This window comes from Mesorhizobium abyssinicae (genome assembly GCF_049887195.1).
Classification (GTDB): domain Bacteria; phylum Pseudomonadota; class Alphaproteobacteria; order Rhizobiales; family Rhizobiaceae; genus Mesorhizobium; species Mesorhizobium abyssinicae.
In genome coordinates, this window is sequence record NZ_JARAKC010000024.1 from 1 (window position 1) to 23001 (window position 23001).

The following is a 23001-nucleotide window of genomic DNA, read 5'->3' on the forward strand; positions in this document are numbered from 1 at the left end:
TTGTTCACCCGCGTCCCAGGCCACGTCTCCACCGATAGGCGCTCCGTCACTGAGAACCGACCGAGGAAATCGGTGTCGGGTGGATTATTGCGCAGATCGCACCTTGCAAAAGGACATCAGAGCGGTGGACGTGGTCACGCCAAGCAAGCGGTGCCCCGGGTTCTCTTCTGTAGCGGGCAATGAGCTCAACCAGCCCGGGCCCCTCGCCAAGCCAGTCGCGCGTCTGGTCGTCCTGTGCCACAGAGCCGAAGAAGTGCGACAGGCCTGGTGCCTCAAGGTCGAAGTCAATACAGAGAACCCGGAAGCCCCACCGGGACAGCAGCACGCCGACATTAGCGAGGGCGAAAGATCTGCCGACGCCGCCTTTATATGAGTAGAACGTTACGACGCTACCAGCCAACGTCAAAGCTCCAGTAACGCAACGGGGAGTGGTGCCTCAACCGCGGGCTCCACGATTGGCCAATCCGCCTGCCAAGGCGGGACCGTCTGGAGATGCGTCTCGATATCCGCCGCAATGGCCATCATCGCGTCGTGAAAAGCGAGGTAGGCGGCCGAGTCTCTAAAGCCGGGATAGGGGTAGGTGAACGCTGTCAGGTCGCGCCTGAACTGGGTCTGCTTTGCCTTCTGCGCGAAGTGATTCCCGTCGGAGTAGACCACGGGGTAGACAAGTCCGCGCGGTGGCCGCCCGCCGGCTAGAAAGGCCTCGCGCGCAAGCATGCTTTCCCATTCGGACATGCACCAGTGTGAGCGGAAAAACGGCGGGGTCCAGACGGCAACCAGCAGACGGCTGCGGAGCAAGGCCTGCTTTAGCACGTCGGACCAGATGACGCCGGTCTCAATTCCGTTGTCGATGAACAACCGTGGTTGCTGAGGGAGCACCGAGTCTAAGCACTCCCGCAGTACAGGAGCGAAGTGATTGCTAACCCATGTTCCGACCTGACCGTGGCGGGGATAGCTGATGAAGACGTCCCATTCGTAAGCCAAGTCAGCGCGCTCCCTATACAGCACCTTCGGGCGACTCAACTTATCAGCCGTCTGAAGCCATGAGCAAGCAGACAACTCGTCGAACAGACTTTGAACATCCGCGCGTGTTAGCCATCCAAGGGCAACGGACTTCGCTCCAGGGACTTGCCAATTGACTTGTGATCCGGTCCGTCAGGCATGGCTACCTGCCTGTCGGGAATTGCCTATCAGGGCGTGAAGGCAGACCTTTGATCAGCCGTAGCGCGCGCCGGAGCCATCGCAACGTGCAATAACAATCATCGGTTAAAATGCTCCGGGCGAAATAATTTCGGTTGTCGTAACGGCAGATTTCTGGTGAGCTTACTCTTTGATTTGCAAGGGTGAATTCATGGCAAGGAAATGCTTCTACAGTTTCTACTACGACGAAGACAATTGGCGGGTTAGCACCGTCAAGAACATCGGCGCAATCGAGGGTCAGGCGCTGGTGTCTGCCAATGAGTTTGAGGAAATCAAGCGCAAGGGAGACAAGGCCGTCGCGGATTGGATAGCCGGGAACATGGTCGGTCGGAGCACCGTCATTGTCCTCATCGGCGCCAACACAGCGTCGCGGAAGTGGGTAAGGCACGAAATTAAGTATGCCTTCGATAATGGCAAGGCGCTGGTGGGCATCCACGTTCATCGTCTGCTGGATAGAAATGGCAATGCAAGTGCAAAAGGCGCCAATCCATTCAGCACATTTACCGTTGGTGCCGACGAAAAGCCCTTGACCAATTGGGCCAAAACCTACGATCCTGGCGGGATAGACAGTAAGGGTGTGTACGACACGATCAAAAACAACATTGAATCCTGGGTAGAAGAAGCTATTCGTCTAAGGGCTTAGGTAGCAGGCTGCGACGGAAAAGGCTGGCGAACGAGATTTCGTTCGCCAAATGCGGCGGGTGGTCGCTCTCAATGTAATCGATCGCTGCAGCTGCTCCGGTTGCTGGCACGGGCAACACCTGGGGGTTTGGGTTATGGCGTCTTTGCCACCCATTAATATGATCTGGTACGAATTTGTTGGCAGTTGAGGCTCTCTGCATCTCTCAGGCGCATGGGCATTCTTTCACAAATCAATACGCTTTCAACGGTCTTAGTAGCCGTTGGCCCTGGTCAGCTCATCAAGCTCGCGCCCAGTTTGGGCTTAGCCAGCTAGCTGGAAGAAGATCGCTCTGGCACTGTCCAAGCGGAAGGCGTATTGCACGATGCCCAGTTCTGCCAGGGCTTGGTTTCCACGTGGCGCACACCATGTGCGAGTGCGTTCAAGAAGCGGTTTCTCATTTGAAGCTTGGTTGCCCGAGCGAGCACAAGCGAAGAGTTTATTGGGACACATGCAGAATGAACGGCAGCGTGTCACGCCTGCTCACCACGAGTGGCCGCAAGGACTTCGGACTTGGGAGCCAAACGGCCGGCTAAAATGGGTCGGCTGCAGAACGGCAGCTATCTGCGTGACTGCCGCCAAGAACCGACAGCCCGGTTTCGGCCCCAGGGCTGCCAGGCAGCAATGGCCCGATCCCGGAGCTTTAACAGTCGGCTAGCTTATCTCGAAGCATAGGTTCGCGGCTTGGAATTAGGGCCCTTCCGTAACAGGCTTTTGAACTGCTCTCAGCCAAGCCGATTTTTGATCGATCGTCCTATTCGATGCAAATTGCAATAGAGTCATTGTGTCATATCCCAGAAAGAAGCGCAGAGATATTTATCCAAAAAATTGGCATGAATTCAAACCTGATTCTGTATTAAATAACACCGTGCTCTAACTATTTGGCTTGATTCACTTTTGGGGTCACAGAGGACAATTTCGCTTTAAGATCGAGGCAGGGAGCTCGCCTGAGGCTTCCGAATCAGGCAAGAATCCTTGCTCGAGCGAGGGGAATTACATGGCCATTTACCAAAGCGACATTCGTGGCTCGGCGAGCTACTCGACGGTAAGGAAATCAGCAACCGAAGGGCGGGCGCAGAACAAACGTACGGCGTTTTTGTGTCACAGCCACCTTGACGCCGAACTCGCCAAGGGATTGCAAGGTTACCTCCACAGAAATGGATGGGAGGTCTACATCGATTGGGAAGACGGGTCGATGCCGGAACAGCCGGATCGCCGAACGGCGGAAAAGATCCAGGCGAAAATCCGCGACCTTGAGATGTTCTTCTTTCTCGCAACTCAGAATTCGATGGGCAGCCGTTGGTGTCCCTGGGAGATCGGGTATGCAGACGGAGTCAAAAGTCTTAATCGGATCCTTGTCATTCCTACACGCGACGGCCGCGGCGTCACGCACGGAAGCGAATATCTGGAGCTCTACAGACATCTCGATGAGGCCCCAACTGGGGGAATTGGGAGCTTCGACGCGGCGGGCAGGGGAACCCGCCTCTCCGGCAATCAGACGCTCTGACTAGGAACGGCCAGTGGCGCGTAGAACGTTCTTCTCCTTCCATTATTCATCCGACGTCTGGCGTGCGTGGAATGTTCGCAACTCATGGGTGGCGAAGCCTGACCATGTCGACATCGGATTTTTCGACAGAAGCGTATTCGAAGCTTCCAAACGCAAAAATGACGACACGCTGAAGGCATTTCTCCGAAAGGGGCTGGAGAACACATCGGTGACTTGCGTGCTCGCTGGAACAAACACCTGGCGGAGGCGCTGGGTGCGCTACGAGATCGCCCGCAGCATCATCAAGGGCAACGGCTTGCTGACGGTCTACATCCATGGTGTAAGGGACAGGAACGGATATACTTCCGCCAAGGGATACGATCCACTCGCGCAGATGGGTATCTACCGGAGCTATGGCTCGATCTATCTCGCCGAGTGGACGGGCTCAAAGTGGGTCTCCTATTCCGACTACACGCGCGCCATCCCAGAGAGTGAATTGTGGTTCGTTGGTCCGAAAACTGACGCCGTCCTCCAGATATCCAGTCACTGCATGGCATACGACTACACGCAGCAGCACGGACACAAGAACATAGGCGGATGGATTGAAACCGCCGCGGGGCTCGCCGGTCGATGAGTTTTTACGAACTAGCGATACTTGGATCGCCGACTGAGAAAGAGCGCATAGCGCTTGCGGCGACGATCGGAGAAATGATCGCCGATTTTGGCTTATCGGTCGGGACGGAAGTTCTGCTTCATGACGGCCAGTCCGTTCGGAAACGAGATCCGCGAAACGCTTTTGCGGCCGTGTATTTCGGCGGTGACAAGGAACTCGATGTCGATGTCGCAAACGAACTCAAAGACGCAAGCTTGCCAATCATCCCTACGGTCGAGCACTTGGTCAATTTTGCAGCCGCGATCCCGCCCTCGCTGCAGTTCGCGAACGGGCTGAGGCGCCGGTCCGACGATCCGGCTTTGATGGAGCTTTCAGGAGCTGCTTTGGAATGCGTCGGCCTTCTACGGGCGCAGCGCCGAGTCTTTGTCAGCTACCGACGAACGGAGTCCCGAGCGGCGGCGTTGCAGCTTCATGACCTCCTCAACTCTCGAGGGTTCGACGTCTTCCTCGACACGCATGACATACGTCCCGGCGAACCTTTCCAGGACGTGCTGTGGCATCGGCTGGTGGACTCCGACGTTGTCGTTATGCTTGATACTCCCAGCTACTTCGCGAGCCGATGGACGCGACAAGAGATTGGTCGTGCTCGGGCCAAGGAGATCCAAGTCATTCGTGTCATCTGGCCGGAGCATACGCCGAGTCGTCTGATGGATATGGCTGAGACTGTATATCTCGATCCTGAAGAACTCCTCGGTTCTGACGGCCCGATCGTCGATACAACGGCAGATTCGATCGTGCTCCGTGTCGAGCGACTCCGGAGCATGAGCATCGCCGCGCGGTACATGTCGATCACAGGCAAGCTCAGGGCGGACGTCGAAAAAATCGGCGCCGCAGTCGAAGCTGTAGGCGCCCACCGGGCAATTGCCGTACGCCTGCTAAACGAGCGCCTTATCTGGGCTTATCCCATCGTTGGTATCCCATCGGCCGAGACCTTGAACGACGTCGCTACGAAGGCAAAGAAGGCCGAACAGGACGGTGTGCCCGTACTTGTTTACGATCACATCGGAATTCGCGATAGTTGGATCGCGCATCTCGCGTGGCTGGACGACCAGATTAAGGCAGTGAAGACGATCCGGGTGTCCGAGGCAGGATGGGCCTTGGCAGGTATGGACGACTAATGGCTGATGCGATCTTCTTATCGGCGGGGGTTCCCGATCCGCAGCGTGGCCCGGAATTCGCGGCAACGGCAAATACCGTTGCCATAACCGCCGCGGTGTCCGCGCTCGTATACGTGGCGCTGGGGCGCAGGCGCCTTATCTGGGGCGGGCATCCGGCGATCACTCCAATGATCTTCGTCATGTCCGAGGGCATGAGCATCAACTACGCGGAATGGGTGACGCTTTATCAGTCCGAGTTCTTCAAAGACGAGTTCCCCGAAGACAACAGGCGCTTCCGCAATGTCGTTTTCACAGAAGGGCTCAACAATGATCGTGAGGCGAGCTTGAGGCTCATGCGGCAACGCATGTTCAAGGAGCATGAGTTCAGAGCGGCGGTCTTCATCGGCGGCATGGGCGGAATCGTCGCGGAATACGAGATGTTCAGGCAACTTCAGCCGCATGCGAAAGTCATCCCGGTGACCTCTACCGGAGGAGCGTCCCTCAATGTAGCCGCCAAGCTAGGCAAGGTGCCGTCCGACTTTCAGGACCAACGCGATTACGTCGCACTGTTCCACGAGCACCTCGACATTTCTGTGAGGGAGGAGCGCTTCAGGGTCCCCGGAGACCAACCCGTGGTCGTCGAGGAGCGGTTCTGGCGACCTACGAACTAGATGGTGAATGGCCGCTTATCGCCAGCAATGATCGAAAAGCTCCCAGACCGCTAACGGCCCCGTTACCGCCGTTGAACAAGTCCAAGCAGCGCAATATCTCGTCTAGACAAACTTTGCCTGGTACCGTTCCTGCGGTGCCAGCCAGCTTTCGATGAAATCCAACGGGTCGACGCTTTCCATCATTGCTCTCGCGAGAGCCAGACGTTCCTCCAGGCGCTTGCGGCGATCTTCGTCGTCCGTAATGTTCAACCGTTTTTCGGCATCCACGAAAAAGCGCTCTACTGTCATCGCCTTGCCCCACCTTTCAATAATTTCCGCAAGCTGCTGCTGGCTATCGGCCAGTGCCTGAGCCACCTTGCGGGCATCCTCCTGCTTTAGATAGCGCTCCCACTCCTCCTCTCTTTCTTTCTTCCTCTTCGCCGCCGCCACATCCTCGGCGTCCATTAGGCGCTGAAGAGTGCCCTTGGCAGCCTTCAATGTTTCCACGATTTTCGGGACCAGAGCACCAAGCGCTTCCTGCTCGGTCTCTTGCCAACACACGGACCAGTCGACGCCCTTTTTCGGCGAGCAAGCAATGACGCGAAAGCGCCCGCAGGGCATGTCCTGCTCGTTTGTCCAGGAATGCGTTAGCTGCCAAGGCTTGGCTGATCGGATGAGCCTGCTGTCCTCGCGATGGTATTCGCCATTGAAGTATCGCACCGTCACTCTTTCGGTCATTTCGGTGATGGCGAGCCCGATCGGCACAGTGTCGACATAGAGGACGGTAGGTCGATCCGGGGCCCAGATGCTGCCGGAGTGATATCGCCCGTATTTGCGATCCTTGCGCTCCACCTCCTGTTCATTGATGCGGATGCGATCAAGATCGTCCGCACCCGGCGCGATTTGCACGCGGTATCCCTGTCCGTCCAGCGCGAGATAGAGATCGTTGGCGATCGAGAGTGCGCGGAGCAACTGAGCCTCTGACGAAATCAGATCCGGCAGGATTCTCTTGTAGGGCCTGAGGAACTCGCCCTCTTTTACGTCACGTGTTTTTCGCATGTGCCCTTCAACGCCGAGGACCAGTGGATGGCGCGACGGACGATGCGGTTTCATGGCAGGCCTTGGCTGGCGAACAGAGCCTTCCTTCACGGTTCTTTTTCGTCGAGGTTTTGGGGTCGACGACGTTAGCTCGATCAGTTCGTCCGATGCCTCCGGCAGTGGCGGCAAGTCTACCGGGAGCCCGAGCAATTTACGCGTCCAATATCCCGACCCGGGATAGGGAACCTGATACCGCTTACATATCGATGCCAGCACCGTGCCGGAAATTCCGAGCTCTGGAGCGATTTTGCTGAGAGGTCTCTCGCAGACTCGATTGTAAAGCTCAAGGCGTGTCAGTTGCACGGCGAAATAGGTCTCAATCTGATCGTGGCCGATATCGCACCGCCAGCAGCGGCTGATGATGCACATCGCTCGTCATCCGCCTATCAGCGGTTTGGATAATTTTTAAGACAGCGTGAGAACCGTCGTATCCATTCATAGCAATCGGTCGTGCGTTCGCACTTTGGGCGATCGACGTCCCAGACTGCCTGTCAAAGATGACTTGTCGACGAAATCGCCAATTGAGAAGCACATTTTAAGTTATTGAGCCAATACCGATGCTTAGCATCGGCGTGCACATTGCGGCAAAGGCTCACAATGTGCCTAGGGCGCCAATAATCCGAACAAAAACAACCAACCGACCGTAGCACAATGTGCGGGCTTTTATCTAGCCGTCTTAATCGGTCGTACTTTCTGTGACTTTCTAACCATCGTCGCTCCTCCTCCAATTTACGATAATACACTATTCTATGCTCTATGCCGCGATTCCGCATTCTGGTGTCGAGTCCCGATTCGCCGTGCAGTCTTCCGCGCTCTGCGACGGCGTAGGAGCGCTGCTTATTTGCAGCACGGGAATCGTCGTGGCGCACTTTTCCATCTGAGTGACGGAGCATCGTCACAGGCAATCCGGCGCAGCCTGGCCGTCTCGCGATCAGCGGTGTCGCAGCAAGATGACGTGCGTTCCGCCGTTCCTGGTCTGCATCGGTCCTCATCCGCCGAAGTGGATTCATTGTGTCAATTGGCATCAGTCAGCGTGCCGGCGCGAAGCGTTTCATTTGTAACCCAGCCGCTCATCGATACGCTCCCAGACACCTGAGATCACTGCGATGAGCGCGCTGGGCGGGTACCGCATCGGTTGGCTCCGGAATCGCCTACATAGAACATTCCATCGCTCCTCATGGCGTGCACAATCGCCTCCAGCTTGGGTGCCACAGCAACGCAGGCGTTGCAGTAGCACGAGCGTTCGGCGGTCGCTTGGCCCGAATCCGCCTCATAACGCGAGCGGCGCAAATAACGATGGCCGTACTTCGATCTGCGACCCTGAACGTCGATCGACGTGCCGGACTGCCAGCGCAGATATGTCAGCCCGGAAGTAGGCCGCAGCTTCGCATGAACCGCGGAACTGCGACGGATCATCGATCGCCGTAATGAACGAAAGGTAAGCGCCCACGGGACCCCGTGTTTCCTTGAGTGGTGCAGACGGCGACACTCTCGCGATGATTCTGAGCGAGAGCTCTGATTGCAGTCTGCACCCAAGTCCAGGGCTTGAAACATTTGCACGAAAGCGCGGATCTTGTGTCACCAGGCGCGAACGTCTCGGCGGTGGCGGGGGCGCATCACGTGAGCCCGCTGCAGGTGTTCGCTTGCAGGCGCAAGGCGATCCGATCTGGCGAGATTGTTGTTCTGACGCGCGGGTCGGAGGCAGCGGCGCAGAGCTTCGCACCGGTGGAAGTGGCGCGTGAGAATGGCGCTCGTGCAGACGGCTTGGAAATCGTCATTGGCGAGATAACGCTGCCGACATTGTCGCCGGGCTCCGGCAAGACTAAATCGGCCTGGCTATGGACCTTCGCGCGGGACGATCGAACGTTTGGCGGCACGGCGCCGCCCATGGTCGACTATTGCTGATCTTCCTTCGGCGAGGTTTTGTCCAACGTTCGCAACATCACCCTGCAGGACGAACAGCGGTATGAGAGGGATGAATCAGTTTGCCAAGCGAGCCAATCGGTCATCCCGTTATGGTGCCGTCAGGATTTCTCGCCACTATTCGTTACGTCGTTCTCCTCGCTCTCGCGCAGTTCCGCGACTTCACGGCCAATGAGCGGCTGATCGCCAAGCCGTTTGACCGCCTCCCTGTGCTCCGCAGCAGCGGTTTCGCACCTCGCGGGCAAATCGCCTGCCGGATATCCACGCGCCATGGCTGTCCACCATGCGTTCATCAGCATCACAAAATTCAGTCCTTTCTCCGCCGCCTCCTGAGTCCGATACAGCCACTCGGAAGGACCGAGTATGAGTCCCGTCTCCCCTTTCTGGGCGCATGAAACGAGGTATCCGCGAGGGGTAAGGGTGATGCGGTAACGGTGGTCTGTGTCGCTTTCGCTTCGAAGCAGTTCGGCCATTTAAATCGCTCTTGAACAGGAGAATCAGGACCACCCTGCTGAGACGACTGCATTTTCGATAACGAAGGAAGTTCCCGAAAACGCTTTCAGGTCCGGCAAGTTTGCATGTATGGTCACCATCAATAAAGACAACAAAGCCCACTAAACGGTAGAGAAAAATTCAATCCAACCCGTGTGAAGCATAAGTTTCGGCGGTGGCAATGTTTTGCGGTCACACGACGCGGAGCAGGGACGCCGAGATGCAGGTGGTTGGTCGGGGAGCCTAGACGAGAACATGACCGAATCCCAAACAGCTACCGGGGCGCATGGATGGGCAGCAAACCCCGGCCAAGTTGAAATATATTTCGGGGAACCTGTCACGCAGCTTTCGGAGAGGCGCTTTCTCAGTCGCCTCGTGTCCGATTTGGAAAAAGCCAGCAGGTCGGCAATCATTCTCGCCAACGTCGTTTTGAAGACTGGCGGCGCATCGCGGCAGATCGATTTCATCGTGGCGACCGAGCTCGCTGCTGCCGTAGTTGAAGTCAAGGGTTTTGCAAGGCCGGTCCGGGGCGGCGAAAACGGAGCGTGGGAGGAAAGGGGTGACGGTCCCGAAGACTGGGCGTCACTGCGCGGCGAGAACCCGTACCGGCAGGCCGTCAATTCCCGATTTGCTGTGAGCGATGCACTTAAGGAAGCAGGGCTCGCCCCCGCAAACGGGGGCCAGCCGTACCTGGCGCTGCATGGTCTGCTCTGCGGCTACCCGGAATTTCCAGCCGGTTCGGCTGTCCCGTCAGGCGACCAAAAGGTGGCAATTGGCGGATACGATCTTGCTTTAGCGAAGCTGAGTTCGCCGACACCGGCAGCCCCTTATCCACTTGATGCGTGGCGTGACCTCGCAGCCAGACTAGGCCTCCAGTCCAAGGCCGATGTCATTGCCCCCGAGGAACAAGCTGAGATTGCCGCGTACATAAAGCGCGCGCGCGAACTCGCACGGCGTGACCTTGGTCCCTATGTAGAACTTCCACTCCAGTCGGCCCACGGTGCTATGACGCTTGCCGACCTTGCAGGCTCTTTCCACTCTGGCCGAAACCTGTTCATTTCAGGCCCATCGGGCAGCGGCAAGTCCTACCTTCTTGCTCACCTCAGCCTGCTTTTGGACGAATCCACCTACGTGCCCATTGCACTTCGCGCCGCTGACTTTCAAGGCAAGCTCGGTTCGCTGCTCGCCGAGACGACGGCGGCCTCGACGTTGCTGAGCCCGGTGAAACTTCTGGGCGCTTGCGCGAAGACGGGCAAAGTCCCGGTCGTGATTGTGGATGCCATCAATGAATGCCGGGCCGATCTTCGAGACAAGCTGATCCGGTCGCTGCAGGCATTGCGACTGCGCCATCTTTGTCCAGTCATCGTGTCGAGCCAGCAATCTCTGCCACTTCCTCCGCTTCTCGCAGGTAGCGAGGTGCAAATGCCGCCGCTGACCGCGAAGCTGAAAGACGCGCTTGTCACGGCGCACTCTGCCCAGTCTAGCGTTAAGCTCGCCTTTCCCGCGGCGGGTATCGTCTCAACGGCTCACGACGCGATGGTCCTTGCCAACGTACTCGGCGATGATGAGGCAACTTCGAGCCGCTTAGCGCTCTATCAGTCGTACTCTAGGGCAAAGCTCGGTTCCGAGCGGGACAGTGCGGTTGCATTTCGCGCGCTGCGCCAGCTAGCTGTTTTGATGCGCGAAAGATTTGCGTACAGCGTATCAGCGGCCGACTTTCGCCGCGTGGTGGCAGGTGCGTCCGGGGATCTTGCTCACGAGGGGAAGGTTCATGAGATAGCCGTGCGCTCCGGCTTGCTCGAAGTCAAAGGTACGCGGCTCTCTTTCAGGCATGAAATGCTGCAACTGTTCTTTGCCGCCGAGCATCTGCTTCTTCATGCGGAGAACTCGGAATCTATCGGAAAATTGCTAGCCGACCCCATCAACGAGGAGCTTGCCGAATATGTGCTGGGCTCACTTTCGGCGACGCGGGAGATTGATGTCGCGCTCGCGTCTGTGAAATCCCTTGAGCTTCTAGCGGATGCGCTGATGGGGCGCTGCGGAAGCCCGGTTCGCCGCACTGTCCTCGACCGGACGAAGGCCGCACTTACGGTGCTGGGTCGCCGATACGGGGAAATGGATGTCCGTTATGACGAGCAGGAAGAGGAGCGTGGCAGATATTCGCCGGTGACGCTACATGCAGGTGGCTCCACCACGCTTTCCCGGGATGATCAATCCTATCTTCGATTTGCGGTCTTTGCAGCACAGGACGGCGAATTGTTCGAGGCCATGCTTTCAATGCTCGCTGTGGTGGATGGCACGATTGAGCGCTCTGTTGCCGATTTGAGAAGAAGGCATCCGGACAAACGGATTGGCTGGCGAAGCGCGATCTTCGCATCCGTCTATGTGACGCCATACAATTCAGAGCTGAGCGAACTCTCGAACCTTCTTCAGAACTGCCGGATGGCACAGATAAAAAGCGCGCACGATCTTTCTTACAAACAGGTCGCGGCGGCGTTGTTGGGCTTCTCGCAACTTAGCTATGGGCAACTCTATTTCCTGATGGAAAATTGCCACCCTTGGGGGCAGCAAGGCGAACCGCCTTACGATGTCAGGTCTCTCACCATCCATGCCTGGAGAAGTGGCATCTATCACCTCAGGCTAGCCACAGAAATATTCGTTCACACCCACGCGGGAAATATGAGCGACGAGGAGCGCACTGCATTAGCCCAGGAAGCCGAGACGTGGCTGACAGACCGCGACGTTATCCTCAACAGCATGGTCATCGAGATCATGAAAGCACTGGACGCGTTGGGGGATGGGCTCACGATCGACGATGTTCGCCGCGAACGTGATCTCATTGTTTTCGGCGAAACACACGAGCATACGAACGATCTCGCGTATGCCTTCTATGGCTGCATCTATGACCATCCATACGATGTTTTGTACGCGCAAGCCTTCAACGAAATGAACCCAGCCGACCGGGACAAGTTGTTGCTGTTCGCTCTCCATACATCGAACAGCGAGTCGATGTTCTTCTCGTTCCTGATCGCGGAGATAGCGCAGCACCCGTTCGCGGAGGCAGCCCCCCGGCTCCGGGAGCTAGCCAGGCTGCCGCGTGTACCGACGCATTCCGTTCAGGATTCTGTCGCTTGTTTCACCGTCGCCGTAAAGGCACTGGCGGCGCTCCGCTCGTCTGTGATTTCGGCTTCAGAGCCAAAGAGCGCCGTGGAAGATGCCTGGCATCTTGCCGCATCCATTCTGCGCGCATTCTATGAACCCAACATATCGATGGAAGACTATCTTCAGCGAACATTAGGCGATTGGAAAAATCTGATCGGTCTGCACCCAGCTTCGCTTGATGTCGTCATACGGATCAGCAGGGACCGCTGGAACAGCCACGACGCCGATGAAACGCGGCTTCTGGAATGGTCAGCCGGTCCCATCCTGAATATTTGCAGGCTGGCGCTGGACAGCGACGATGATCCGGTCTGCCTGTTTCCGGACAGTCCTTTCGGTGTGGGGACACGACCTGAGCAGATTGGTTTTTGTCTTCGGGTTGTCGGTGCCTATGGCGACCGTTCGGACCTGCCGAGGATTATGCCGCTTCTAAATGACTCGGTCCACGGCAGCGCCGCGCTGAACGCAGCGCGGCGGATTGAGTCGCGAGTTCCGGATGTCGCGGCGCCAACCGAACGACGTGCTCACAAACAATGACTGGGGAGCCTCAGAAGTGAACTTTAACGGACAGTGGCGGTTTGACTCACCAGGCAAGATTCCAGACGGGGTGTGTCGTGAGTTCAATACGCTCATTGGCAAGATCGCGAGCCAGGGTAGCAGCCGTCAGGCCATTCTTGAGCACTTCAAGCGCTATTTTGCAGGCGCAATCGGTGCGACCTCGTCAACAAGCTCCAACGAGAGCTGGGCAGAGACCGACCTCGACAGATACATGTCCTACGCTGCCGAAAATGCCCCGCTCTTTATCGAAGCTTTTGTTGATGGCTGCGAAGTGCTAGCGCGTTCCGGTTTCGTCGCGCCTGATATCGCACGGATGAACCGCATTCTCGCAGAGAATAACGCGGGATATGAAATCCGGCCACCAGACCTTGTGGCAATAGGTATTCATCAGCCGATTCCAGTTCCCGAGCGATATCAGTCATTGGATGAGAGGGCACAGGAGATCATCCGCGAATCGTTCAAGAACTCCGAACAGCTTCTCGCAGAAGGCAGGCCGAGGCAGGCTGTACAGGAAGTCCTTTGGCTAATGGAGTCGGTGGCGACCGCGTTCCGTGGTCTGAGCGCCGGAGACACGACGATCGAAGGGAAATATTTCAACAAGATCGCTGACGCACTGAAAAAGCACCACAAGGGTACGACCTTGGAGCAGGTCTTGAATTGGCTCACCACACTGCATGGATACCTGTCCTCCCCCGCAGGCGGAGGCATTCGCCACGGTCGGGACTTGAAGGAAGGCATGGAGATTGGGCCATCTGAGGGGCGGCTCTACTGCAACCTAATCCGGACATACGTGACTTTCCTGATCGCCGAGCATGAGCGATTGACCACGGGCGGGACCTCCGCCTGACGGCGAATTTCAATCCTGAAACTTTACCCACGACTTGTCCCAGACGCTCACCGACTTTCTCGACCGTGATCGTTCGAGCGGTGTGAAGCGGCGCTGATACTTTTGACCCTGGTACTCCACGATCTCCTTGCTGCGCGCGTTCGGAAACAACCGGTCAAGTGTGCTTTCCAGTTGTTCGTGCTCGCTCTTTGGAAGCACTCCGTCTGCCTTCAGCGCGAATTCAATCTCGCGAACCCTTGCGCGCGCGGACTTTATATCAGCCTGATATTTGTCCGGATTGTTGCCACTGTAGTCGTCAAAGCGCTTGTTCAAGGCCGCAAGTTCGGCCTTCGCCTGTTCCAAGTCCGCGAGCGTGTAATTCGTCATGCGATGGCCTCTCCTTGTGAAGACGTCGTTTTGTCGTCGGCGTTCGTCTTCGCTAACAGGTTTTGCAGCTTTTCACCGACCTCCGGAATCAGCACCATGAGCAGCGGAAGGGTTGCGGCATCGGGTATGAATTTCGGCTCGCGCCTTTCCAAGGAACGTCGGATTGCGGCTTTACGCGCCTTCCACTTTCCAGTGCCATCCTGGCTATCCAGCAGAGCCTCCCTGCCGAAATGCCGGATCGCGTGGCCGAAGGCCACAACGTGCTGCGGATAGCCGTCAACGATACGATGCGTCACTTGGATCAGGTGCTTGAAATCCCATCCGATCGGACGGCCTTCCTTCGCGCTCGCAAGCCCGTTCATCAATGCAATCAAACTACTGTCGTCCTCGGGAGATGGCGGCAGCGCAACTCCATGATGCGCCGCACTGGCTCGGCGCAGCACGGACCATGCCAGCATCGAGTCGCGGTCGGGACGGCTGTTTGGCGACCGCGCTACCCAAAACGAGAACAGTCCATCGCGCAGGGCTTGGTTCGCCGCTTTGTCGCGCTGGAGGCGGTCTCTTTCGATCTCTGCGCGGACCACCTCTGCCAGTCCGTCATAATCGAAGTACCAACAGCGCTGCGCTGTTGGTTCGCAAGTCAATTCGTCATACCGGATCAGGGTCGACTCCCAGCTGTCGACGAGCTGATTGCCGTTCCGGGCAGGCCGCCGAAAGTGACAGCGCACATGAAACGTGCCCGAGCTTTCGGAGAGTTCCGTCGTCTCGTCATCGATTATTAGAAAATTTGAATTGTTCGAAAAGAAGAGATCGTCAGCCGCCGGTAGTCAGGATCAAAGCCGCCCATGATCCAAACAAGGAGAGCGCCCTCCTGCCGATAGAAATTGCGGCGCGCGGCGACGACATCGAGAAACGTGGTTGAGAGCTGCACTTCGAATGCCATGCGGCCCATCGGTCCCACTGCCTGGACATCTGGCTGCCTTCGGCTGCCTGGATCGTGAGAAGATCGCCACTGGCGTTCGCTCAGAACATTCGTGAATGCAGAGTCCGCCAGGAGGCTTCGAACAATCAAAGCCTTGATGCGCCGATGTGGCGCGCTCTCGCGCACGCCGTCATATTTTCGTGCAAGGATTTCCTCGCGGGAGAGAGGGCTGCGGGTTTCAGCCGGGCACGATCCGTCTTCCATCGCATGGCGGAAGAAGAAACGCTTGAACTGGTTCGAGACCAGATAGACGGGAACGGAACATAGAGGGCATCGGAAGCGAGACTGCTCCAGTTGCCTCTCTTTGATATCCAGGCGTTCGCGGATCAGTTGCTCATAGCGCCAGCTGCCTATCCAGCTTTTTGCGTCAACAAATTCGCCGCTGTCGCAGTCGAGCAATTCAGCGATTGCCGGATCGTCCACCGCCGATGCCACGGACAACGGATCGACGGTGACATTCCCGCGTGTGAACCGACCGTTTTGATTCATCCCGCTGCCCATGTCCCAGCGTCCGAGGAAACGCACAGACTAGTAAGATTCGGCTCTGGAACGAAAGGAAATCGATATCGTGCCCGGCCTCGACGGCTGTGAATATATATATTGACAAATTGGCGTAAAACGTATAAAAATATATTGACACTAAATCATGTCCTGTCAACATATCAGCTTACAATGAGCGTCAAACAGACAGTCCGCCAGCAATACCAGGCCATAGTCGACCTGGCTCATGGCAGCAACATCCATACGCCCACCGAGGGCTGGATTCGAACGGTGCGCAAGGCCCTTGGCATGTCAGGCGCGCAGCTTGCCAAACGAATGGGCGTCACGCGTGCCCGCATCGCGCAGGCGGAGAAAGCCGAACTCGACGGCGGGGTAACCCTGAAATCAATGCAGGCTGCCGCCGAAGCGATGGGCTGCCGCTTCGTCTACGCATTCGAGCCACCCGATACAATCGAGAATGTAATTATCAGCCAGGCCCGAAAAAAGGCTCAGGCAATTGTCGCAATTGCAGGTAAGCACATGGCGCTTGAGGATCAAGCTGTATCCGACAGCCGGACGCGGCAGGAAGTCGCCCGTATCATGAACGAACTCATCTACGAAATGCCTCCTGACTTTTGGGAGGATAAGTGACGATCAAGCTCGAATATCCCGAAGGCGCAACGCCTCTTGATCCGAATGAGCTCGGCGGGCTAAAGCACAAGCACATCACAACGCAAGGCGAGCTGGACGAGCTTGAGCAGGCCAACATCGCTTCCGGGTTGCGCTGGCTTGCCCGCACGCGTCGCAAAGACATCCTTACTGATGATTTTGCGATCGAGCTTCATCAGCGACTCTTCGGCGACGTGTGGGACTGGGCTGGGGCGTTTCGCAAGACGGGTAAGAACATCGGCGTCGATCCGGTCCAGATCGGGATTCAGCTGCGCAGCCTGATGGACGACGCGCGCTATTGGGCGGAGCACAAAACCTATCCGCCCCAAGAGGCTGCCGTCAGGTTTCACCACCGGCTCGTTTTTATTCATCCGTTCTCAAACGGAAACGGACGTCACGCACGCATTATGGCCGACACCGTGCTGGACAAAGTCTACGGGGCGGAGCCTATCGACTGGACAGCGGGTTCCGATCTGCAAAAACTGAGTGAACGGCGGACCGCCTACATCGCCGCCCTGAAGGCAGCCGATGCTCACGACATGGGGCCGCTTCTGGCCTTCGTCGATCAAGCCAGGGACGAAGCACGGTAACATGGCGACGAGTGGCATGCGAACTGAATTGCCCCCTGAATTAGAGGCGGTACGAAACGCGGCCAGACGCGCGCTTGGCCCGGTGACACCTGCTACGGACAATACCAAGGCGGACAAAGATTTCTTGTTCAAGGCAAAGAGAACGGATGCTGGACGAAAGTTACCCGAACAGCACCTAGTTCGTTTCGTCCTGGTCGATCTCCTTGGGTTCAAAGACCTTGGAAAATTCGAGAAGGTTGCTTGGTCTGTGCCCGTCGATCTTAACGGATGCGCCTTCCTGATTGAGCACAGGAAATTTGGGGTCGGAGTGTTCGCGCACGATCCAGCGACCGAGGAAGCCGACGCCGAGAAAATTGTCAATCACATCCACAAGGCCGTGAAGGCGGCCCGGCCGTTCTTCGACTGGCTCGCAGGAAAAGCGGTTGAGGAGTCTTCGGTCAATGTCAACAACAACAGCACCGCCTTGTTCGATCGCTTCGAGTACTTTCTTGAATCACACCGCAATAAGGCGAAGGAGGCTGATGACCGCAAGGGCGAGCGCGTCGTCAAGAAAGGTGGAACAGAAGAGCACGGTTGGCAGAGCATCACCTATCCCGCAACGCGCTTGCGCGCCGAAGCCCGGTGGCTTGGCCTTGCTGCAATTGAGGCATTCTTCAGTTGGACTGAGCACGTCCTCATCCATATCGGCATTCTTTCCGGCGGCGTGCGAACCGCGGGTGATGTTGCCATACTGGCGGAAGCGGATTGGGCGGCCAAATACAAGAGCGCTCTCGATCTCGCAGACCCTGCATCAAAAGACTTCTATGACAGGCTTCTAGTTGTCCGGAAGGAACTTCGCAATTTCCTAGCGCACGGCTCATTCGGGAAGCAGGGCGAGGCTTTCAGCTTCCATTCCTCCGCGGGGGCCGTACCCGTCTTGCTCCCTGATCCTATCGGCAGCCGAAAGTTCTCGTTTGGCCAGCACCTCTCGTTCGATGTCGCAGGTCCGATCCGGACCATCGAAGAATTCATTGGGCATTTGTGGAGTGGCCCCCGAGCCCCTGCCGAAATTTACATTCAAAGGTACCAGTTGCCTCTGATTCTGACGATGGTCGCGGATGGCAGCTATACCAAGGCGATGACGTCTCCAGAGGAAATGGAACAGTTCGCGAATTATCTCGCAGGTCGATTCGACCGGGCCGCAGACATGGATTGGTAGGAGATGAAAAGCCGGTATTTTGAGAGCAACACCGAGGAAGAACGCATCCTGATTTTTCAGGAGTATTTCGACCGCGACTTGGAGTCGTTTTTCTCCTCCACTATCGCCTGCTGCGACGAATGCCATGACGATTTCAACGCACGCTGGCCCGGTACGGTCTCGCATGACATCGAGCTTCAGCGCGGCTACACGACTGTCGATGAATTCCTGCGGACCAGCCGCATCCAGGATACCTTCTATCCTGAAGAAATCGAACGATTCTCGAAATTTCTCAGATGCCCCAACTGCGACGCCGTCCTAGATGGCGAGTTCTGGATTTACGAGCACCCTTTCAGCGTTCGCGAATTTTCGACTGCTCTGAACGAGATCGCGGCTCTTGCCTCACGTGCGCCTTTCCTGCTGCTAACCCACCCGTTCGCCCATGAAGTCCTTGATGTCATAGTCGGGCTTGGGAAAGTTGCGCTTCCCCAACACGTCACAGGCTCACAGTTTCGCGCCCGACGCGCTAACGGTTTGCCGAATCCCGCACTTGCTGATTTTGGTGCGCCTCCGGCGCATGCCGTCAGCGAGGGGCGTTACAATCACGCCGGTCACCCAATGATCTATCTTGCAGCTGCAGAAAGAACCGCATTTGTGGAGATCGCCGCGCCGGGTGTTTCCTTCCATGTCGCCGAAATGATTTGGAACGGGCCGATGAAAATTCTCGATCTGCAGCTAAAGCCGGAAGCAGAAACGCGCGCCGAAGAGTTGATCCAATGTCTAGCTCGCTCCTCGCTCTGCTCCGCCCCGCGTGCCGGCGAGGGGTGGGTGAAGCGCGAGTATGTGTTCACGCGCTTTGTGGCAGATTGCGCCCTGCATGCCGGATTTGACGCGATCAGTTACAGTTCCACCAAGGATCGCGACGGATCAAACCTCGTCGTCCTGGCTCCTACGGATGATATCGCGACCGTCGCCTCCCTCGTCGGCATTCGGACGCTGCCCTAAATTTCGTCGGGATTACAAACACATACGAGTTTCCAGTTTCATCCTCTCCGGCGCGCCAATGAAGCGGCATCTGCCCCAGCTTCCGCTGGCTCATCGTTCGCTCAGGCTCTGGGGCGGGGCCGAGAAGATGCTCGGGCGCGATGTCCGGTTTCGAGCCAGCGGTCGACGAAGACAGCCTTGCCGATATGCGAGATTATGCCGAGGCAGCGCGGCCCTTGGGGCTCGCGCTGGAGGAACTCAGCCAGGCCTCGGTCCCGACGCAATCGCGGCGTCGTTCTCGCCGCATGACGGCAGCGGCAATCCACGGCTGATCGGCCCGGCCTTTGCCGACGCCGCCCGCAAGCTGGGCGCGGGATTCGTCGAGAACGCCGAAGTCGAGACGATCAAGCAGACCGGCTCCGGCTTCCTTGTTACCACCTCGAAAGGCTCGTTCGGCGCTGAGAGCATGCTCAACACTGCCGGCGCCTGGGGCGGGCGCATCGCCGCGCAATTCGGCGAAACGGTGCCGCTCGACGCCCGCGGCCCGCAAATGGGCGTGACCGAGCCGCTGCCGCACCGGATCCTGCCCGTGGTCGGCATCTGGACACGCGACAAGGGCTACGGCACCTATCTGCGGCGGGTCGAGCGCGGCAACATCGTCGAGGTTACGTCTAAAGGCGCGCTACATCGCGCCTAGGCTCGCTAGGTTGCCCGCGCTCCGTCTAGCGTCACCCCTCGGCGCGGCGATGCGCCCTCTGGTTCGCCGCGGCGATTGCGTGCTATCCACAAAAAACCGCCCCGGTCAGACCGGGACGGTTATTGATTTATGATAAAATTGGTTGCGGGGACAGGATTTGAACCTGTGGCCTTCAGGTGATGAGACTGTCGCTCCCCGCGAATGAGGCGCAATTGACCTTGGCCCGGGTCTAATCTGCCTCCACCAGCCGATTGCGCGTTGAGGACGTCGAGGATCGATGCCTCGCAACCAGGTGGCCGAAAACACTCCTGACGATCAGTCACGGTGGTCCGATAGATGCCATGCCACTTTCTCGAAGGCTTGCGGCGACGCATCGCGCTCGAACGCGAGCGTGCCTGTCCCGGGCCAGGCAAGCGAGGCAGGGCGGCCGCTCAGGTCTCGTTAATGGGGCGGTTGCGCCCCGGCCGCCGCCCACCACAACGCTGTTCCAGCTGGCTCATGTTGTCGACCGTGACACGGCGGTTGTTCTCGATCCGGATCACGCCGTCCATTCTCAGTCTGGTCAACTGACGGCTCACCGTCTCGTTCGTAATTCCAAGGAAATCAGAGATGTCGGCACGCGTCAGCGGCAGATCGAAGCACGCCGACCTGGCCGCCGGACCAACACTGGAGCCGATGTTGCGGGCGATCAAGAGAAGAAAGCTCGCCACCTTCTCAGGCGCGGTCTTGCAGCCCAGAGTCACCATCCATTCGCGTGCTTCGTCGAGTTCGTTCAGCGTCTGCTTGAGCAGGCGGTGCTCGAGCTCCGGTGATTGCTTCATCATCTGTTCGATTGCCGCTTTCGGAAACGAGCACAGCGAGACTGTCGTTGCCGCTTCGGCGTGGATCGCGCTTTTCGCCTTGAACGGCTGCCCCAGAAAATCCGGCGCGAACTGGAGACCGACGATTTGCTGGCGGCCGTCCGAAAGGCTCTTCGTCAGCTTCACCACGCCCGATAGCACGTTCGAATAGCTGTTGAGGGCCTCGGCATCGCCAATCAGTTCGACGCCTGGTTCGACCCTGTGCCGCGACGATGTCTTGGCGAGCTTGGCCAAACGATCTGGATCGAGCGCGCTGCAGAGGCCGCGGTGCCGTGCCTGGCAACACAGGCAATAGGCGGGGATGCCGGAACTGTAAATGTCGTGCCGTACTGTCATTGATCGCTCTCCCGATCTGATCGCCCTCCCGGCCCAAGCGCCGACACGATAACAATCGACGTTAGAAAAATCCTTGCGGCAGTTTGTCGTGCTGGAGGCTGACCGAAATCAGGGCTGTGGCTCATCTTCGAGTCCACAGTCCCGACGACGCAACCAGGTGGACCACTACATGCGACCGGAACTAGCTGCCAGACTTTGCGAGAACGTCCCGCGCTATACCAGTTACCCGAGCGCGCCGCATTTCCATCCGGGTATCGATGCTGTCGTTTACCGCGGCTGGCTGGAGGCGCTCGAAGGCGGCGGCGAAATATCGATCTACCTGCACATTCCCTATTGCGACAGGCTCTGCTGGTTCTGCGCGTGCCATACCAAACAGACGCGCCACTATGAGCCGGTAGCCGCTTATCTGCGCTCGTTGTATGCGGAGATCGCGACGGTTGGCGGCCTTGTTAGTGGCAAGGGCCGAATTCGCGCAGTTCATTTTGGGGGCGGTTCGCCGACCATGCTGAAGCCGCAGCATATGGTGACATTGCGGACGGCGCTGCGAGACAATTTTGATTTTCTCGACGATGCCAAGATTAGCGTCGAGATCGATCCTAACGAAATGGACGAAGCCCGCCTCGACGCGCTCGCCGAAATCGGTATGACGCGGGCTAGCCTCGGCGTGCAGGACTTCGATCCGAAAGTGCAAAAGGCGATCAACCGCGAGCAAAGTTTTTTGCAGACAAAGGCAGTCGTCGATGGCGTTCGTTCCCGGGGAGTAGATTCCGTCAACCTTGATCTGCTCTACGGCCTGCCGCATCAAACCAGCGAGAGCGTCCGTTCCACCGTGGCGCAGGCGCTCACCCTGGAACCGGACAGGATGGCGCTGTTCGGCTACGCTCACGTGCCTTGGTTCAAGAAACATCAGACGATGATCGACGAGGCATGGCTCCCCGGCCCCACGGAGCGATTCGCTCAATCGCGACTTGCTGCGCGAGCGATCGAGGACAAGGGGTACGAATCAATCGGGCTCGACCATTTCGCAAAGCTAGGCGATGCGTTGGCGGTAGCGGCACGCGCGGGGGCGTTGCATCGCAATTTTCAAGGCTACACCGAGGATCGCTGCGAGACGTTGATTGGACTTGGCCCTTCGTCCATCGGCCGGTTTCGCCAGGGCTACGTTCAGAACATGCCTTCGACTGGCGAATATCGGCGCAGGGTGGAAGGCGGGGAGCTGGCCGCCGTCCGCGGCATAGCATTTTCCGACGACGATCGCGTCAGGGGCTGGATCATCGAGCGACTGATGTGCGATTTCGCCTTCTCGGCGATCGACCTGGTGGAGAGCTTCGGGAAAGCCGGCCAGAAGCTCCTTCGTCAGGCGAGCTCCATCGCCCTGAAGGATCCTGCTCGACTGCTTGAACTCCAAGGCGACAGTTTCGTCGTGCCGGCGGAAAACCGTCCCTTCGTGAGGAGCATTGCGGTCAAGTTCGACAAGTATTTCGAGCGTGGAACGGCCAGGCACTCAGCCGCAGTCTGAGCCATCGCGTTTGATCCGATTGCTTTGCAGTTCCCGCATCACAGGTGTTATGGGGCTGATGGTGATTTGATGCAGGTACCAGTTGGCGGTTCTCCTCAATGACGGGTTTCGCCTTGCCAGTCCCTGAGCGGCGTTCACGCGAGCTAGAAAGCTGCGACCGCCGTTCGTCACGCGGGACGACTTGATCCGCAAAGCACTGGAGGGCCGCTCGCGAGGACTTTGCCAATGAAGCTTCATTCGGCTCGTCCTTCGCGCGGGCGCCAAAACCGCGGCGACGCGAGAAACGCGCAGGACCTCTCCCGCCTTGCTTATTCGGACTTCTGAGTCATTCCTGGCACGTGCCCTTCACCGAAAGATGGGCCGACTGTCGGGATCGGAGTGTCGCTCCGGGGCTACGCGCTGGCTGGCTGCGGCTGGAAGGCCGTCGACGCACGTTCTTTAGGAAGCTGCGACGGCATCTTGATAGTCGACGTCTTGGC

The 23001-nt window shown here is 57.8% G+C and carries 23 protein-coding genes and 1 pseudogene; 14 read left to right on the forward strand and 10 right to left on the reverse strand.

Annotated elements, in window-relative coordinates; all coding sequences use genetic code 11:
* Positions 1–46: 46 nt before the first annotated feature.
* Both PU724_RS28925 and PU724_RS28930 read right to left on the reverse strand, forming a co-directional pair.
* Positions 47–406, reverse strand: a complete 360-nt coding sequence (locus PU724_RS28925; RefSeq protein WP_426213715.1) for a nucleotide-binding protein — start codon at positions 404–406, stop codon at positions 47–49.
* A complete protein-coding gene (locus PU724_RS28930) occupies positions 403–1008 on the reverse strand; it encodes a TIR domain-containing protein (RefSeq protein WP_354425233.1) in 606 nt (201 codons plus the stop codon). Before PU724_RS28930 ends, PU724_RS28925 begins: the two co-directional genes overlap by 4 nt.
* A 343-nt stretch (positions 1009–1351) precedes the next feature.
* On the opposite strand from PU724_RS28930, the gene PU724_RS28935 reads away from it, so the two are divergent.
* Complete coding sequence (locus PU724_RS28935) at positions 1352–1843, forward strand: TIR domain-containing protein (protein WP_224639100.1); 492 nt, start codon at positions 1352–1354, stop codon at positions 1841–1843.
* Here PU724_RS28935 and PU724_RS28940 read toward each other — a convergent pair.
* Positions 1824–2042: an SLOG domain-containing protein gene (locus PU724_RS28940; RefSeq protein WP_354425222.1), complete on the reverse strand. Its 219-nt coding sequence runs from the start codon at positions 2040–2042 to the stop codon at positions 1824–1826. The two genes, PU724_RS28935 and PU724_RS28940, sit on opposite strands and share 20 nt — an antisense overlap.
* Before the next feature lie 834 nt (positions 2043–2876).
* Here PU724_RS28940 and PU724_RS28945 point away from each other — a divergent pair.
* Genes PU724_RS28945 through PU724_RS28960 form a run of 4 tightly spaced genes read left to right on the forward strand, consistent with a single transcriptional unit; the run spans position 2877 to position 5806 of the window.
* A complete protein-coding gene (locus tag PU724_RS28945; RefSeq protein WP_354425220.1) occupies positions 2877–3386 on the forward strand; it encodes a toll/interleukin-1 receptor domain-containing protein in 510 nt (169 codons plus the stop codon).
* Between the two features lie 13 nt (positions 3387–3399).
* Positions 3400–3999 carry a TIR domain-containing protein gene (locus PU724_RS28950; RefSeq protein WP_354425217.1) on the forward strand — a complete coding sequence of 200 codons (600 nt, stop codon included), beginning with the start codon at positions 3400–3402 and terminating at the stop codon, positions 3997–3999.
* A complete protein-coding gene (locus tag PU724_RS28955; protein ID WP_354425215.1) occupies positions 3996–5156 on the forward strand; it encodes a Thoeris type III anti-phage system protein ThcB4 in 1161 nt (386 codons plus the stop codon). The genes PU724_RS28950 and PU724_RS28955 overlap by 4 nt, the downstream gene beginning before the upstream one ends.
* Positions 5156–5806 (forward strand): Thoeris type III anti-phage system protein ThcA, encoded by a 651-nt coding sequence (locus PU724_RS28960; protein ID WP_354425214.1) that lies wholly within the window; start codon positions 5156–5158, stop codon positions 5804–5806. Before PU724_RS28955 ends, PU724_RS28960 begins: the two co-directional genes overlap by 1 nt.
* A gap of 102 nt (positions 5807–5908) precedes the next feature.
* Here the strand turns inward: PU724_RS28960 and PU724_RS28965 are convergent, their stop codons facing one another.
* Entirely contained in the window at positions 5909–7252 is a 1344-nt protein-coding gene (locus tag PU724_RS28965; RefSeq protein ID WP_354425212.1) for a hypothetical protein, read from the reverse strand.
* A gap of 780 nt (positions 7253–8032) precedes the next feature.
* Positions 8033–8339, reverse strand: a pseudogene (locus PU724_RS28970) (transposase); the annotation flags it as partial.
* 146 nt (positions 8340–8485) lie between these two features.
* Between PU724_RS28970 and PU724_RS28975 the strand changes: the two are divergent.
* A complete protein-coding gene (locus tag PU724_RS28975; RefSeq protein ID WP_426213723.1) occupies positions 8486–8788 on the forward strand; it encodes a hypothetical protein in 303 nt (100 codons plus the stop codon).
* A gap of 119 nt (positions 8789–8907) precedes the next feature.
* Here the strand turns inward: PU724_RS28975 and PU724_RS28980 are convergent, their stop codons facing one another.
* Positions 8908–9279 carry a hypothetical protein gene (locus PU724_RS28980; RefSeq protein ID WP_354425210.1) on the reverse strand — a complete coding sequence of 124 codons (372 nt, stop codon included), beginning with the start codon at positions 9277–9279 and terminating at the stop codon, positions 8908–8910.
* A 274-nt stretch (positions 9280–9553) separates the two neighbouring features.
* On the opposite strand from PU724_RS28980, the gene PU724_RS28985 reads away from it, so the two are divergent.
* Positions 9554–12994, forward strand: coding sequence for an NERD domain-containing protein (locus PU724_RS28985; protein WP_354425208.1), 3441 nt, complete (start codon positions 9554–9556; stop codon positions 12992–12994).
* Between the two features lie 16 nt (positions 12995–13010).
* The gene (locus tag PU724_RS28990) at positions 13011–13862 is read left to right on the forward strand and encodes a hypothetical protein (protein ID WP_426213716.1); all 852 of its coding nucleotides are present in this window, start codon (positions 13011–13013) and stop codon (positions 13860–13862) included.
* A gap of 9 nt (positions 13863–13871) precedes the next feature.
* On the opposite strand, the gene PU724_RS28995 is transcribed toward PU724_RS28990, so the two are convergent.
* Genes PU724_RS28995 through PU724_RS29005 form a run of 3 tightly spaced genes read right to left on the reverse strand, consistent with a single transcriptional unit; the run spans position 13872 to position 15735 of the window.
* On the reverse strand, positions 13872–14228 hold the full coding sequence (locus tag PU724_RS28995) for an HlyD family secretion protein (protein WP_354425204.1): 357 nt from the start codon (positions 14226–14228) through the stop codon (positions 13872–13874).
* The gene (locus PU724_RS29000) at positions 14225–14956 is read right to left on the reverse strand and encodes a hypothetical protein (RefSeq protein ID WP_426213717.1); all 732 of its coding nucleotides are present in this window, start codon (positions 14954–14956) and stop codon (positions 14225–14227) included. The genes PU724_RS28995 and PU724_RS29000 overlap by 4 nt, the downstream gene beginning before the upstream one ends.
* A gap of 50 nt (positions 14957–15006) precedes the next feature.
* Positions 15007–15735 (reverse strand): DUF6035 family protein, encoded by a 729-nt coding sequence (locus tag PU724_RS29005; protein ID WP_426213718.1) that lies wholly within the window; start codon positions 15733–15735, stop codon positions 15007–15009.
* A 147-nt stretch (positions 15736–15882) separates the two neighbouring features.
* On the opposite strand from PU724_RS29005, the gene PU724_RS29010 reads away from it, so the two are divergent.
* The 5 genes from PU724_RS29010 to PU724_RS29030 are packed head-to-tail and all read left to right on the forward strand — an operon-like array spanning position 15883 to position 19807.
* Positions 15883–16341: a mobile mystery protein A gene (locus PU724_RS29010; RefSeq protein ID WP_354425198.1), complete on the forward strand. Its 459-nt coding sequence runs from the start codon at positions 15883–15885 to the stop codon at positions 16339–16341.
* A complete protein-coding gene (locus PU724_RS29015; RefSeq protein ID WP_354425196.1) occupies positions 16338–16949 on the forward strand; it encodes a mobile mystery protein B in 612 nt (203 codons plus the stop codon). Before PU724_RS29010 ends, PU724_RS29015 begins: the two co-directional genes overlap by 4 nt.
* A gap of 1 nt (position 16950) precedes the next feature.
* The gene (locus tag PU724_RS29020; protein WP_426213719.1) at positions 16951–18147 is read left to right on the forward strand and encodes a hypothetical protein; all 1197 of its coding nucleotides are present in this window, start codon (positions 16951–16953) and stop codon (positions 18145–18147) included.
* A 3-nt stretch (positions 18148–18150) separates the two neighbouring features.
* On the forward strand, positions 18151–19131 hold the full coding sequence (locus tag PU724_RS29025) for an RES family NAD+ phosphorylase (protein WP_354425193.1): 981 nt from the start codon (positions 18151–18153) through the stop codon (positions 19129–19131).
* 58 nt (positions 19132–19189) lie between these two features.
* Complete coding sequence (locus tag PU724_RS29030; protein ID WP_426213720.1) at positions 19190–19807, forward strand: NAD(P)/FAD-dependent oxidoreductase; 618 nt, start codon at positions 19190–19192, stop codon at positions 19805–19807.
* A gap of 431 nt (positions 19808–20238) precedes the next feature.
* Here PU724_RS29030 and PU724_RS29035 read toward each other — a convergent pair whose 3' ends face one another.
* The gene (locus PU724_RS29035) at positions 20239–21003 is read right to left on the reverse strand and encodes a Crp/Fnr family transcriptional regulator (protein WP_354425189.1); all 765 of its coding nucleotides are present in this window, start codon (positions 21001–21003) and stop codon (positions 20239–20241) included.
* 169 nt (positions 21004–21172) lie between these two features.
* On the opposite strand from PU724_RS29035, the gene hemN reads away from it, so the two are divergent.
* Positions 21173–22522 carry an oxygen-independent coproporphyrinogen III oxidase gene (gene hemN / locus PU724_RS29040; protein WP_354425187.1) on the forward strand — a complete coding sequence of 450 codons (1350 nt, stop codon included), beginning with the start codon at positions 21173–21175 and terminating at the stop codon, positions 22520–22522.
* Positions 22523–23001: the final 479 nt, after the last annotated feature.